Source organism: Pseudoalteromonas sp. SCSIO 43101, assembly GCF_023650775.1.
GTDB lineage: Bacteria > Pseudomonadota > Gammaproteobacteria > Enterobacterales > Alteromonadaceae > Pseudoalteromonas > Pseudoalteromonas apostichopi.
In genome coordinates, this window is the sequence record NZ_CP072673.1 from 1,036,441 (window position 1) to 1,050,440 (window position 14,000).

Genomic DNA, 14,000 nt, shown 5'->3' on the forward strand with positions numbered 1-14,000 from the left:
TACCTCAGCACCCCCTAAGCTTAATTAACCCGTTACTTTTTCAAGCTCACCTGTGCGCCATGGTTCAATGATGATTTTGATATGGTCGTTTGGTTTAAACAAGGTATCAAAGGCACCTTGTACGCCGTCGATGCCGACTTTTCCTGTGCGCATTTTTTGCCATGCAATTTTACCTGAAGCGATGTTCTCGAGTGATTGAGCAAATTCTTCTGGTTGATAGTAATAAGAGAAAATAAGGTCTAACTCTTTGACAGTTGCATAGGAAAAATTAACGTTAAGTGGTGCAGTATGTACACCTGTTACAATGATTTTTGCTTTTGCTGGCGCACGTAAAATGTAGTCGTTTAATAAGCGGCTGACACCGGCGCATTCAAAAATAACTACCTTGTTGCTACCTGCAAGCACAGCGGCTTTAGCCACTTCATCATCCGCCATAGGGTTAACATATTCAGTAGCGCCAAATTCAAGGGCAATTTGTTTTTTGCTTTCTTGCGGATCAGAGGCAACGATGTGTTTTACGCCTTGTAACTTTAATGCGGCAATCGCGGCAAGGCCAATTGGGCCACAACCAACTACGATTGCAACATCATCATTATGCATTTGTGCGCGGTTCACTGCATGCAGGCCAACAGCAAGTGGTTCTGTAATGGCTGCCGCTTCTGATGGAACTGCATCAGGAATAGGTAACAACAAAGCTTCATCAACGATAAAGTATTCAGAATAGGCACCATACAGCCCTGGAGTTACACCTACGCCAGCACCGCCAGCAGAGAGTAAGATTGGCACTGAGGTTACACGGGTTCCTTTAGCAAGTTCGCCTTTGGTATTTGGGCCGTAGCTGACGATTTCTGCCGCATATTCATGGCCCAATAACACTTCTTGGTCATCGCCAGCATCTTTTGCCATGATGCCAAGATTTTTATAGATATCGAATACATCACTGGTGTGGCGTGTAATATGAATATCTGAACCGCAAATACCGCAAGCTAGGCTTTTTACGAGTACTTGGCCGGGTCCAGGAGTGGGAATATCAATTTGTTTTACATGCAACTTGCCATTTTGCATGGCAACAGAATTCATTTGGCTCATATGTGTGTCCTCAATTCACCTTATTTGTGAATTACTAGACTAAAGTAAAGTACCTGCCTTAATCTTGACTTTTTGCGACAAAAACACCGCTTATTGCGACATTGCTGTTTATAAACCGCTCATTGTGGAGTGTTCAAAGTTAAAACCCTAAAAACGATTAGGGTTTTAACTTTAACATTACAGAGGTTTAGCTGAAGTAGGCAGTATTGAGATATAAGTGAGTTAATACACCTGCAAAGTAACCGAGTAAAATAACCGGTGACCATTTTAAGTGGCTATTAAAGGTGTAGATCCCTCGCGCTTGACCCATTAGTGCAACCCCTGCCGCAGAGCCAATTGATAACAGGCTACCACCAATTCCGGCTGTTAAAGTGATGAGCAGCCATTGACCGTGCGACATATCAGGCATCATTTGTAACACCGCAAACATCACAGGAATGTTATCTACAACGGCTGACATTAAACCAAGAATAATGTTCGCACCGGTAGCAGACCAATTGTTATAAAGTAAGTCAGAAAGCAGCGCTAAGTAGCCGATAAACCCTAAGCCTCCAACACAAATAACGATGCCATAGAAGAACAAGAGCGTGTCCCACTCGGCTCTTGATACACGGCTAAATACATCAAAGGGAACAACGTTACCTAAGCGAGATAAGCGTTCTTTGTCACCTTCACGCTCTGCTATGGCGCGCTTTCTGGCAAGAGAGCCGGGGAGTGTCACGCGTAAGAAGTAACCAAAAAACTGTAAATAGCCAAGACCCATCATCATGCCCACAACCGGTGGTAAACCAAAGGCGGTTTTTAGCACCACCGCGGTGAGTATTGTCAGTAAGAATAAGCACAATATGCGAAGCGCACCGCGTTTAAGTTCAATATCTTCATCGGCCGTATCCGGGTGACGGTTATTGATAAATAAAGACATAACAAATGCAGGAATAATATAGCTGACTAAAGCTGGTAGGAATAAAACAAAGAACTCGGTAAAGGCAACAACATCGGCTTGCCAAACCATGAGTGTCGTGATGTCACCAAATGGGCTGAATGCGCCACCGGCATTTGCGGCTATTACAATATTGACGCACGACATAGCAATGAAGCGGTTATCATTTGCTGCTACCTTCATTACCACTGCACATAAAAGTAGGGCGGTAGTTAAGTTATCGGCTACAGGTGAAATACAAAATGCCAGTACACCGTTTATCCAAAATAATTGTTTGTAGCTAAAGCCCCTCGCAACCAGCCAGCTTCTTAGGCCATCAAATAAACGGCGCTCTTCTAGTGCATTGATGTAGGTCATCGCAACGAGCAAAAATAGCATTAACTCTGAAAACTCTAGCAAGGCGTGACGAAACGCGTTAGTGCTCAGATCGGATAAGTTTTGTGCGCTATATTGCCAAGCAATGAGGGTCCAAATAATCCCTGCTGCAACTAATACGGGTTTTGATTTGCGTAAGTGAATTTTTTCTTCAAGTATGACTAGTACATAAGCAAAGATAAAAATAACAAGGCAGATAATACCAATAGGATGGGTAAGTAAATCGATAGTACCAGTTGACGCAGCATGAGCTTGGCCACCGACACTTAGCAAGGAAAGGAGCAGTCCTTGTATTAGTTTTTTCATTTTATATTCCAATTAATTCATCTTAATTTGGTTACGGTTTGAGTAAATGTAGCTGCAGACATTTTAGGTTCATTGTTTGCTTTATGTAACAATATGGTAATTAAAATGTTGGTATTTTGAATATAAATATCGGTGATGGCGAGAGCAGACCAGTTGGTTAATTTATTTTTTAATCAATAGGTTGTAGTTGTTTAAATAATATAAGGGCTGCATTCAGCTGCCCCAACTTGAAAATTATGCAAAGTGTTTTTCTAAATCGTCAGAGCCACCAATGTGCTCACCGCCTATGAATACTTGCGGTACTGTCTCACGACCTGAAATCGCTTTTAAGCTGGTTAATGATGCGTGTTGACCTAATATAATTTCTTCGTACACATAACCCTTTGCTTCTAATAATGCTTTAGCTTTTGTACAGAATGGGCAATTAGGTTTCGTAATAATGCTCACTGACTCTGGTTTTATTTGCGCAGGGTTAATGTATTCAAGCATGGTATCAGCGTCAGATACTTCAAATGGGTCGCCTGGCTTTTGCGGTTCAATAAACATTTTTTCGATAACACCGTCTTTTACAAGCATAGAATAACGCCAGCTGCGCTTACCAAAGCCTAAGTCGTTTTTATCAACTAACATACCCATGCCGTCAGTAAACTCACCGTTGCCGTCTGGCAGTAGGGTAATATTTTGGGCTTCTTGGTTTTGCGCCCAAGCATTCATCACGAATGTATCGTTTACAGAAATACAGACAATGTCATCAACACCGTTTTGTTTAAATACAGCAGCAAGCTCGTTATAACGTGGTAAATGTGTTGATGAACAAGTAGGTGTAAATGCGCCAGGTAATGCAAATAGCACAACCGTTTTATCTTTAAAGATTTCGTCAGTAGTAACGGATTTCCACTGCTCGTCTACACGTGTTGCGAATGTAACGTTTGGTACTTTTTGGCCTTCGATATTGTTTAACATTGTTTTGATTCCTCTTGATTTGTTGAGTGCTATTATGCGGTTTAATTTTTGATAGCTCCAATCGTTTGTTTGTATTAATATGATAGATAAAAGCTATTAAAGGTGCGGTTATGAATTTAAAAGACTTCGAATATGTAAAAGCGGTTGCACAGTACAAGCACTTTAGAAAAGCAGCAGATGCCTGCTATATCAGCCAACCTACGCTAAGCGGGCAAGTTAAAAAGCTTGAACAAGAATTGGGTGTTGTTATTTTTGACCGTTCAACTAAGCAGGTCACAATCACCGCTCAAGGTGAGCAATTACTTAAACAGATCACATTTATTCTTGAGCAAACGCAAGTGCTCAAAGAAATTGCCGCCAGCTCACACGATCCACTAAAAGGTAAAATAAATGTAGGGATTATTCCTACCATCGCACCTTATTTACTGCCAACGCTATTAACATCAATGAAGCAAGCTTTCAGTGAAACCCAATTTTCATTTACTGAAATGCAAACAGCACAAACGCTGCTGGCCCTTGATAATGGAGAGATTGATATTGCAATTGTTGCTGATGTAGCCGGTTTAGCGCCTTATCATGTTTCACCGCTTTATAAAGAAGATTTTTTGGTCGCGGTGTCAGAGCAACACGTATTAGCAGAACACACTGAAATAGCTTTAGCTCAATTACAGGATTGTGATTTATTAATGTTAAACGAAGGGCATTGCTTTAAGGATCAAGCAGAGCAATTTTGTTTTTCAGCAGGGGTCGAGGTGTCAAATCAATATAAAGGGAACAGTATTGAAACCTTACTCGCGCTGGTGGCAATGGATGATGGTGTCACTTTTGTTCCTAAGCTTGCATGTACACCACGTGAAGGAGTGAAGTACTTAGCGATTGCACCAAACCAGCAACGGCAAATTGTTATTACAACACGCAAACATTACCCACACATATCTGGGGTAGAGCAATTAGCTAATTGGCTAAATGCTCACAAGGGATTACAAAGACATTTACTCGCTAGCAGCTAATTCAACAATATCATTAATTTGAATGTTAGGCAGAGGTTGCTGATCAATACTCACGGCAACCGCTGATTGCTGATAAAGCTGAGTCACTTTTACCTGATTAAGTGTCGTGATTTTATGCGGGAGTTTATTACCCTGTGCATCCGTTAGGTAATTATGATGGGCAATATTTAAAACTTGCCCTTGCTCGAGACTATGAGCCTTACCAAGGTTTATAATCAGCCTATCGTTTTCGATATGCAGTATTTTACCTTGCGTGGGCAAACAGGCCATGGCTGCTTGTAAGTCATAGGTTAGAGTTTGGTTTATATCACTAATAGCTTGGCCATAGTCGGTTGCCCAAAATCGGTCACTATAAACATCGATGATCTCAGTCTTTTTATACGGCCAAATGCCTTCAGTTTGGTAGCTTTTTTGCCAAAGTTTTTCGTAAGTTGTGCCATCAAAGAGCACATAATCAACTTTATATGCACGCTTAAAACTGTCATCCTGCCAAAATGCATAGTCGTTATTAATTTTATGGTTGACCGACAAATCACGAATACGACTTAGTAACACATATTGCGAGTTACTTCGGCTAGTGATTTCCTCAAGTAGTGCATTACTATAATCGTATTGCTGAGTGAAAAAGTGATCTACCCTTAGCGGCATGTTGTAATAAGCCGTTGGCTTAGCTGCCATTTGTGTATTGCTTAAGCTATTATATAGGTGTTCGCTTATTGCTTTGTTTACGTCAAAAATTTGGCCCATACGTGCTTGCTCGCGATTGGCAAGTTGGCTTTGTGTAACAGCAATAAATTTAGTGTATTGGTTTGCAGGGCACTCTTCTGCTTGAGCAAAGATGTCTAAGCGAAGCGTAATAGCATAGGTGTCGTTATGACGATCTTCGCTGATTAATTCTATTTTCTGGATTTCACCGTGGCTACTTATTTTCAGCTGATCTTGCGTCAAAACCCCGTCAACTAGAGTCTGTACAGAGCTTACTCGAGCGCCAGAAAACACTAACGCCTGAGTAATGGCATCTTTAATGGCGGCAGATTTGGCTTGGCTAGTATCGCCATTTTTTACAACTGCATGGCCTGTAGATTCAAACCATTGCGCTAAACTATTGTTAGAAAACAAAATTGTAAAAGCTAAGCCAAGGCTTTTTAAGCAGGCTATTGTTTTATTGTTCATGCTGACACCTAGCATTAAAAATATTGAATAACCTAAATGAGCAAGGACTGTACCACAGTGGCATTAAACGTGCATATTTGTAGACAAGAGTTTTAAGCGGAAGCAAATTATGCGAGTACTTCTATTAGGTGGGCTAGTTGCCTGCGCAGCATTAACAGGCTGCAGTAGTATTTTTGATAAACATGTAGAATACACTTACATTGAGCCAGATAGCTACCCGGTGCTAAAAGCTGTGGGTTATGCGCCAATAAGTGCTCAGCCTGGCAGTAATGAATCGCAGCGTACTCTACTTGCGATAAAAGCCTCAAAGCTTGAAGCTTACCGCGAGCTTGCTGAGCAAGTTTACGGGCAAAGAATTTCCGCAGGCACTACAGTGCAAAACAGCATTGCTCATAATGATCAATTACAAAGCCAAGTACAAGGTGTGATCAAAGGTGCACAGGTTATTAAAACCTATGCAGTAGGGGACACCTACGCAACTGAATTACAGCTTGATATGAAGCGAGTGCACGATTTATACATCGGCGAAGTAAAACCGCGCCAAGTGAAAAAAGTAACATATTATTAGGTGCAACTTAGTCTAGTTGTAACCTATTGGCTTGCCGCATAAGTCCAGCAAATTCTGCAAGCATAAAAAAACGCGATAACTTAGTTATCGCGCTTTTTTAATGAAATAGTATTTAGGCTTTCAAGTTGTGAACGATTTTCTTATCGCCTTGAATAACACTGCCGCCTTGGTCGTAGGTCATCGATGATGGCGCACCGATTAAAATATCCTTAAGTTGTTTAACACTCAGCTGTGCTTGATGGGCTGCATGGGCATTAACATCGTTTTTCTTTTTGCAGCTTGATAGTAAAGTGTTAACTTGCTTGATAAGTGAACTCACTTCGTCATCTTGCGAATCATTGTGCGCAACAAGCTTTTGAACTTCTTTATCAATTGTTTGGATTTGTTGTAACAGAGAGATTTTTTGTTGGGCAATACTCTTTAATCCATCGCCACGTTTTGCAGCAATGGCTGTCAATTCATCATCTAACAGCGCAGCAATAGACTCTAAGCACGAAACTTGTTGTGTTAGTTTACTGGCAATTAAATGATTATGATCAGCCATAGACATCAAACTCGAATGCAGCAATGTTCTTTGCTAACTTCTCAGCATCAATTTGGTATTTACCTTCGCTGATTGCTTTTTTCAGCTCAGCTACTTTATTGCTGTCAAAGCCAGATGATTGCTCAGCTTTTTCTTGCAAAGACTTAAGCTGTTTAGCTTGAGGTGTTAAGCTCACAGAATCTGCACTTGCTTTAGGTGCGGCTGACTTTGCAGCAGCTGCATTAGCATTATCTTTTTGTAAATCAAGCTTCTTTTGCTTGGTATTTGTCAACACAGAAGGCTGTTGTTGACCATTATTGACATTGCTTACCATAATTTTGACCTATACATTACCCAACATATGCCTTTATATCGGCGGGCACAGCGGATACTTTAGCATAAATATAAAAAATTAAATATTTACTTGTACAGACTCGACCCCATCCACACGTGCATTTAATACTTTACCTGATTTTTTGTTTTTTACACGTACTAATTCGTCTAACGTGCCATCTTCTAAAGCAATCCCAGTGGTCTTAATTCTTAAACCGCGTAATGAGGCATAAATAGTGACATTATCGCCTTTGCAAACCATACACACCTGACGCATTACAATAGGGCTGCCATCACGCAAGTTACGTTTGCTACGGCTGCCAATAAGTATAGACTCATCTTGTACGTATTGCGTTCTAACAAACTGCTTTGGTTTCATTTCAACACGTAAATGCTCTGGACGGATGACTTCACCACGAGCAAGGTTGGTTGTTACAACAACCACAGGTTCGAGCTCAATTATGCGGACATGGACGTATTGGGTCCAACTATTTAGGTCTTGGCACTTAAGTTGTACAGTTACCTGCCGATTAAAAGGAGGTTCTGTTGGTAACTCTTTGTTTATTGGCGACTCACAAAACCTCTCAGGAATGCGACCATCTAATGGTAAAGCACTTATTTGTGGTTTGGTGTCCAGATCAGGGAGCTGTTCGCTAACAAAATCGATAGCGATTTGTTGAAGTTGCTCGTTATTATAAACTTCTGCCTGCAGTTGTGTTGCAAACAACAGGCTAGTAAGAAAATAAAAAACACTGTATCTTCGGCTTTTTTTTAACAAACTCATATTGTTTCGACTATGCTTATGGTTGAAAACAAGGTATAAATATTTTGCGTCAAAAAACAGACGCTTCGTAACCTTATGTAGCTTTAACACAAAGAAGGCAATTATTGTTCCAGCTCTGATTGTTTATCTTTAGGAGATTGAAATGGCAGGCATTTTAGACTCAGTTAACCAGCGTACTCAGTTGGTTGGGCAAAACCGCCTTGAATTACTATTATTCAAACTCAGAGGGCGACAACGCTTTGGTATCAACGTGTTTAAAGTAAGAGAGGTTTTGCAATGCCCACCACTTACTAACATGCCAAAATCAAATGCGTATATTCGCGGCGTTGCGCACATTCGTGGCCAAACTATCTCTGTTATTGATTTATCGATGGCCGTAGGTGGTCCGGCAATTGAAAATATCAAAGACAGTTTTATCATCATTGCTGAGTACAACCGTTCTGTGCAAGGGTTCTTGGTTGGCGGAGTTGAGCGCATCGTTAATATGAACTGGGAAAAAATAATGCCACCGCCTTCAGGTGCGGGACGTTATTCATACTTAACAGCGGTCACTGAGATTGAAAATGAGTTAGTTGAGATACTTGATGTAGAAAAGATCTTAAACGAAATTTGTCCAGTTAACACTGAAGTGAGTGCTGAAGTGGTTGGTGAGGGTGAAATTCAGCGTGATTTAGGTGAGCGTATTGTCTTTATTGCTGACGATTCAGCGGTAGCTCGAAACCAAGTTAAACGTGCGCTTGAACCGTTAGGTGTACAAACTGAGTTAGCTAAAAACGGCAAAGAAGCATTATTACGTTTACGTGAGATTGCTCAGCTTGATTGTAAAAATGATATTACTGAGCGCGTTGGCTTATTGATATCTGACGTAGAGATGCCGGAAATGGATGGTTATACCTTAACCGCCGAAATTAAAGCAGATCCAAAATTATCACCTCTTCATGTGATCTTGCATACCTCTTTAAGTGGGGTATTTAACCAGGCAATGATTGAAAAAGTAGGTGCCGATGATTTTATTGCAAAATTTAACCCAGATGAATTAGCAACAGCTGTGAAAAAGTGGGTTCATTGTGATTAATTATTTATAGGTGGTATTACTTTGGAAAATAAGCATTTACAACAAAGCGAATACGATCAATTCCGCTCTTTCTTAGAACAACAATGTGGCATCGTGCTTGGTGATAACAAACTTTACTTAGTAAAAAGTCGCCTAGCGCCGCTTATGGCACGTTTTAATGTCGAGTCTTTATCACAGTTGGTAAGTAAAACCTTAAGTCCTCATGAGAGGCAGCTTCGTGCCGCTGTGGTTGATGCGATGACCACCAATGAGACGCTTTGGTTTCGAGACCAATACCCATTTGAGCTATTGAAAACGAAGCTATTCCCTGAACTTAAAGATGTTCGTCGACCATTGAAAATATGGTCAGCGGCAAGTTCATCAGGGCAGGAGCCATACTCTATTGCCATGTCGGTCGCTGAGTTTCAGGCTAAAAACCCTGGCGTATTAAAGATGGGAGCGCAAATAATTGGCACAGACATTTCTAATACCATGCTTGATATGTGTAAGAACGCTGAGTACGACTCGTTAGCCCTTGCTCGTGGTTTGTCGATGGAACGACGTCAGAAGTTCTTTAAGGACAGCGGTAATGGAATGGCTCAGGTTGTTGAACCTATTCGCAAAATGGTGAGCTTTAGACATTTAAACTTACTAGATTCATACGCCTTAATGGGCAAGTTTGACATTATATTTTGTCGTAATGTGTTAATTTACTTCTCACCAGAAGTAAAAGCTAAAATCATTTCGCAATTTGCTCAAGCTTTAAACCCTAAAGGTTATCTATTTTTAGGTGCATCTGAATCAATGGCGGGCCTTAGTGACAGCTTTGATATGGTTCGTTGTAACCCTGGTATTATCTATCAAAAAAAGTAAACTCTCCTTAGCAACCTAGTCCTTAGGTTGCTAAATTTATCTATTTTTCAGTCTGTTATACAAATAAAGCTTACTCCTTATTTTTGGCTTATCTTTTGCATTGTTCACTGCAGAGTCAATTTTTTGGAGATGGTTATGGCTATCAGTTTTGATAAAGCATTTGGAGTTCATCCGCATGCGATGTTGATCCGTTCACAACGCGCTGAGTTATTAGCGACAAATATCGCTAATGCTGATACGCCGGGCTATAAAGCGAAAGACATCGATTTTGCCTCGGCATTAAAAGCGGCAAAAAGCAACCAGCAAGGTTGCAATAGTATGGTAAGAACCGATGCTAAACATATTGCCGGAGGCAGTCGTTTTGTTGGTAATGCAGAAATGTTTCGTACGCCAAATCAAGCAGATACAGGTGATGGTAACTCGGTTGATATACAAATGGAACGAAACTTGTATGTACAGAACTCATTAGAGTATCAGGCAAGCCTGCAATTTATGAGTAGTAAAATTAAAGGCCTTAAAAAAGCCCTCGGTAGTCAAGGAGCTTAATCATGAGTTTGTATAATGTTTTTGATATTTCAGCAACCGGTATGAGCGCGCAAAATGTCCGCTTAAATACTACTGCCAGTAATATCTCGAATGCGAACTCGATTAGTTCTAGCCAAGATCAGACGTATCGAGCGCGCCATCCTGTTTTTGCTGCAGAGTTGACTAAAGCGTCAGCATCACAAAGCAATCCTCAGGGCTCTTCTGTTGGCGTTAAAGTACTAGGCATTGTAGAGAGTGATAAGCCTCTGCAAATTGAATATAACCCAAACCATCCAAGTGCGGATGAAAATGGTTACATCTATAAGCCTAACGTTAATGTTGTAGAAGAAATGGCAAATATGATTTCTGCCTCTCGCTCTTACCAAACAAATGTGCAAGTTGCTGATGCAGCTAAGCAAATGTTAAGTAAAACACTGTTGCTTGGGCAGCGGTAACCGAGGATAAGTTATGAGTAACGACATCAGCAGTGCGTCATCCACGTATTTAGATAATTTACGTTGGCAAGACAATCAAAATAAAACAGAAGAGAAAGATGATACTTTAACGCAAGAAGACTTCTTCTCACTTTTAACACAACAGTTGTCGTTTCAAGACCCAAGCAAGCCAGCTGATAATGATCAAATGATTGCGCAGATGACGAACTTCACTATGGCTGAGGGTATTTCAAACTTAAATGAGAAGTTTGAATCACTGACTGCTTCAATGACATCAAATTCTGCGTTACAGGCTTCTACCCTTGTTGGTAAGCAAGCGTTACTTGAGTCTGACACGATTGATTTTGATGGTGAAAATCTCGCTAAAGGGTCGGTAGTTGCAGAAACTGCCGTTGAGTCTCTAACGTTAAGAATAACAGATTCATCGGGCCAGTTAGTGCGCACGATTGAATTAGGTTCGCAGTCAGCGGGTGCACTTCGTTTTGAATGGGATGGTAAAGATAACGATGGCAATGTACTCCCTGAAGGTGAGTATGACATCAGTGCTGAAGGCTTTGTAAATGGAGACTACAGCAGTATGCCAATGGCGACCTTTAAGAATATTGAAAGTGTCAATATTAATGGCGCCAGCGGCATTATCGTAAATACAAAAGAGGGTGCGGTTAGGCTAACTGATATAGCTGAAATCGCATAAGTAAAAAAGGTTTGGGTTAGCTTAGGCTAAGAGATAGGTTAGAGGTGAGTTATGAGCTTCAATATTGCATTAACAGGCTTAGCAGCCGCGCAAAAAGATTTAGACGTTACAGCAAATAACATTGCTAACGTCAATACCACGGGCTTTAAGGAGTCTCGTGCAGAGTTCGCTGATGTGTACGCATCATCAGTATTTAGTTCTGGTAAAACAAAAAATGGTGACGGTGTAAGAACAACAATGGTGGCACAACAATTCCATCAAGGTTCATTATCTTTCACTAATAACTCACTGGACTTAGCAATTACTGGTGAAGGTTACTTTGCCATGGCAAATGACCTAGGTGCACAAGATTTTACATATACTCGTGCTGGTGCGTTCAAACTTAATAAAGACAACTTTATTGTGGATGCTAGCGGAAACTACTTACAAGGTTTCCCTGTTGATGAAGCAACGGGTGATACAACTTCTGTTAGTTTAAGCACATCTTCTGCGCTACAAATTCCTGATGCATCAGGTTCTCCACGCGCTACGACCAATGTTTATTCGTCGTTTAACTTAGATTCTCGTGCATTAACGCCAGCAGTTACACCATTTGACCCAGAGACAAGTGCGTCGTACAACAGTTCAACATCAACCACGGTGTATGATTCTTTAGGTGAGCCACACATTTTACAGTTCTTCTTTGTTAAAACTGACGCAGCAGTGACTGGTAATGATAATGAATGGCAAGTGTTTGCAACACTTGATGAAAAGCCGTTTGCTGCTAATGGTACTGAGCAAACTGCGTCGCCATATACACCTATTTCAACTTTTCAGTTTGACTCAAGTGGTTTACCACAAAGCACAGATGGGACTGCAAATACGGATGCTACGTTTAATCCATTAACAATACCTTCAGGCGGTATATCTGGTTTACTGTCTAATGGTGCGAGTTTCCCTGATGATGTAAACATTAACTGGCGCGATGAAGCTGGTACAACGAATAAAATACCGACTCAATATGCAAGTAACTTTGAAGTGAAAGCGCTTGAGCAAGATGGTGCGACTGTTGGTCGTCTATCAGGTATCGATATTGGTACCGATGGTAAAATTGTTGCTTCATACAGTAATGGTGATACTTCTTTCCTTGGCCAAGTTGCGATGGTACGTTTTTCGAACTCACAAGGCTTGCAACAAGTAGGTAATACTGCTTGGAAGAAGAGTTTAACATCAGGTGAGCCGATTGCTGGCGAACCAGCTTCAGGTACTTTAGGTTCAATTAACTCATCTGCGCTTGAGCAGTCGAATGTTAACTTAACTAGTGAACTTGTTGATTTGATCAGTGCGCAGCGTAACTTCCAGGCAAATTCACGTGCGCTTGAGGTTAACTCAACACTACAACAAAATATCCTACAGATCCGTTAATTTTAGCGGCTCTAAGCTAAATCCGACACGAAGGCTGCTCCCTCTATTGGCAGCCTTTTTTCATTTTACCGACCTCATTTTTCTTTCCTATTTTAGCGTCAATTTTACTTTGGCACTTTTATTGCATTTCTTAGTTATCGTATTTTTAGTGAGTCAATGTTATGGACAAAATGGTCTACATTGCCATGTCGGGTGCAAAGCAAAGTTTGCGAGGTCTTGAACTCAAGGCCAACAATCTTGCTAATGCTAACACCACTGGCTTTAAAGCTGATTTTGCACAAGCTCGCTCTATGCAAGCCTTCGGTGAAGGTTTGCCATCTAGGGTGTTTGCAATGCAAGAACGCCCTGGATCTAATATGGAATCGGGTGGCTTTGTTGAAACTGGCCGCGAGCTTGATATCGCGATGAGTGACCGTGGTTGGTTGAGTGTACAAGATGCATCAGGCAATGAGGCGTACACCAAAACTGGCACATTAAACATTACTCCAGATGGCGCGTTGATCACTAGCCACGGCCGTCAAGTAATTGGCGAAGGTGGTCCAATTATTTTGCCGTTACCTATCGAGAAAGTTGAGTTTAGTGAAGATGGCGCTATTCAGGTTCGCCCACAAGGTGCGCCTGCTAACTTTTTAGAAGTAGTTGATCGGCTGAAAGTGATTGAGGCTGATAACACTCAGCTTGAAAAAGGTAATGACGGATTATTCCGACCAAAAGAAGATATGTTGGTAAATGATCTATGTGGTTTTTGTGATATTTCACCGAACGTGAAAGTACTGTCGGGAACGCTTGAGATGTCGAATGTAAACCCAGTGCATGAAATGGTCGACATGATCAGCAATCAACGCCAATTTGAATTACAAGTTAAATTGATGAAAATAGCCGAAGAGCTCGATGAGCGTCAAGATCAGCTGTTACGCATTGTTTAAGATGA

At 41.0% G+C, this 14,000-nt stretch carries 16 protein-coding genes; 9 read left to right on the plus strand and 7 right to left on the minus strand.

What is annotated here, in order from left to right; all coding sequences use genetic code 11:
- Positions 1–24: 24 nt before the first annotated feature.
- The 3 genes from J8Z25_RS04905 to J8Z25_RS04915 form a co-directional block, all read right to left on the minus strand.
- Positions 25–1,089, minus strand: a complete 1,065-nt coding sequence (locus J8Z25_RS04905; RefSeq protein ID WP_250661763.1) for a zinc-binding dehydrogenase — start codon at positions 1,087–1,089, stop codon at positions 25–27.
- Between the two features lie 187 nt (positions 1,090–1,276).
- Positions 1,277–2,710: a sodium:proton antiporter NhaD gene (gene nhaD / locus J8Z25_RS04910; RefSeq protein WP_250661764.1), complete on the minus strand. Its 1,434-nt coding sequence runs from the start codon at positions 2,708–2,710 to the stop codon at positions 1,277–1,279.
- Positions 2,711–2,944: 234 nt separating this feature from the next.
- Positions 2,945–3,673 carry a glutathione peroxidase gene (locus J8Z25_RS04915; RefSeq protein ID WP_130052119.1) on the minus strand — a complete coding sequence of 243 codons (729 nt, stop codon included), beginning with the start codon at positions 3,671–3,673 and terminating at the stop codon, positions 2,945–2,947.
- Positions 3,674–3,783: 110 nt separating this feature from the next.
- Between J8Z25_RS04915 and J8Z25_RS04920 the strand changes: the two genes are divergently transcribed.
- On the plus strand, positions 3,784–4,683 hold the full coding sequence (locus J8Z25_RS04920; RefSeq protein WP_250661765.1) for a LysR substrate-binding domain-containing protein: 900 nt from the start codon (positions 3,784–3,786) through the stop codon (positions 4,681–4,683).
- Here J8Z25_RS04920 and J8Z25_RS04925 read toward each other — a convergent pair.
- The gene (locus J8Z25_RS04925; RefSeq protein WP_250661766.1) at positions 4,666–5,856 is read right to left on the minus strand and encodes a flagellar assembly protein FlgT; all 1,191 of its coding nucleotides are present in this window, start codon (positions 5,854–5,856) and stop codon (positions 4,666–4,668) included. The genes J8Z25_RS04920 and J8Z25_RS04925 overlap by 18 nt on opposite strands.
- 109 nt (positions 5,857–5,965) lie before the next feature.
- Here J8Z25_RS04925 and J8Z25_RS04930 point away from each other — a divergent pair, with 109 nt between their 5' ends.
- The gene (locus tag J8Z25_RS04930; RefSeq protein ID WP_130052116.1) at positions 5,966–6,424 is read left to right on the plus strand and encodes an LPP20 family lipoprotein; all 459 of its coding nucleotides are present in this window, start codon (positions 5,966–5,968) and stop codon (positions 6,422–6,424) included.
- A gap of 112 nt (positions 6,425–6,536) precedes the next feature.
- On the opposite strand, the gene flgN is transcribed toward J8Z25_RS04930, so the two are convergent.
- The 3 genes from flgN to flgA form a co-directional block, all read right to left on the minus strand.
- Complete coding sequence (gene flgN / locus J8Z25_RS04935) at positions 6,537–6,968, minus strand: flagellar protein FlgN (RefSeq protein WP_167657910.1); 432 nt, start codon at positions 6,966–6,968, stop codon at positions 6,537–6,539.
- Positions 6,961–7,281, minus strand: coding sequence for a flagellar biosynthesis anti-sigma factor FlgM (gene flgM, locus J8Z25_RS04940; protein WP_054553314.1), 321 nt, complete (start codon positions 7,279–7,281; stop codon positions 6,961–6,963). Before flgM ends, flgN begins: the two co-directional genes overlap by 8 nt.
- 78 nt (positions 7,282–7,359) lie before the next feature.
- Entirely contained in the window at positions 7,360–8,064 is a 705-nt protein-coding gene (gene flgA / locus J8Z25_RS04945) for a flagellar basal body P-ring formation chaperone FlgA (RefSeq protein ID WP_130052114.1), read from the minus strand.
- Positions 8,065–8,206: 142 nt separating this feature from the next.
- Here flgA and J8Z25_RS04950 point away from each other — a divergent pair, with 142 nt between their 5' ends.
- From J8Z25_RS04950 to J8Z25_RS04980, 7 genes are all read left to right on the plus strand, one after another.
- Positions 8,207–9,139, plus strand: a complete 933-nt coding sequence (locus tag J8Z25_RS04950) for a chemotaxis protein (protein WP_130052113.1) — start codon at positions 8,207–8,209, stop codon at positions 9,137–9,139.
- A 21-nt stretch (positions 9,140–9,160) separates the two neighbouring features.
- Positions 9,161–9,991 (plus strand): CheR family methyltransferase, encoded by an 831-nt coding sequence (locus J8Z25_RS04955; protein ID WP_130052112.1) that lies wholly within the window; start codon positions 9,161–9,163, stop codon positions 9,989–9,991.
- 135 nt (positions 9,992–10,126) lie between these two features.
- Positions 10,127–10,537, plus strand: coding sequence for a flagellar basal body rod protein FlgB (gene flgB, locus J8Z25_RS04960; RefSeq protein WP_250661767.1), 411 nt, complete (start codon positions 10,127–10,129; stop codon positions 10,535–10,537).
- Between the two features lie 2 nt (positions 10,538–10,539).
- On the plus strand, positions 10,540–10,971 hold the full coding sequence (gene flgC / locus J8Z25_RS04965; RefSeq protein WP_130052110.1) for a flagellar basal body rod protein FlgC: 432 nt from the start codon (positions 10,540–10,542) through the stop codon (positions 10,969–10,971).
- A gap of 13 nt (positions 10,972–10,984) precedes the next feature.
- A complete protein-coding gene (locus J8Z25_RS04970) occupies positions 10,985–11,665 on the plus strand; it encodes a flagellar hook assembly protein FlgD (RefSeq protein WP_062566777.1) in 681 nt (226 codons plus the stop codon).
- A gap of 51 nt (positions 11,666–11,716) precedes the next feature.
- Positions 11,717–13,069 (plus strand): flagellar hook protein FlgE, encoded by a 1,353-nt coding sequence (flgE, locus tag J8Z25_RS04975; protein ID WP_250661768.1) that lies wholly within the window; start codon positions 11,717–11,719, stop codon positions 13,067–13,069.
- A gap of 161 nt (positions 13,070–13,230) precedes the next feature.
- Positions 13,231–13,995 carry a flagellar basal body rod protein FlgF gene (locus J8Z25_RS04980; RefSeq protein ID WP_250661769.1) on the plus strand — a complete coding sequence of 255 codons (765 nt, stop codon included), beginning with the start codon at positions 13,231–13,233 and terminating at the stop codon, positions 13,993–13,995.
- Positions 13,996–14,000 lie beyond the last annotated feature (5 nt).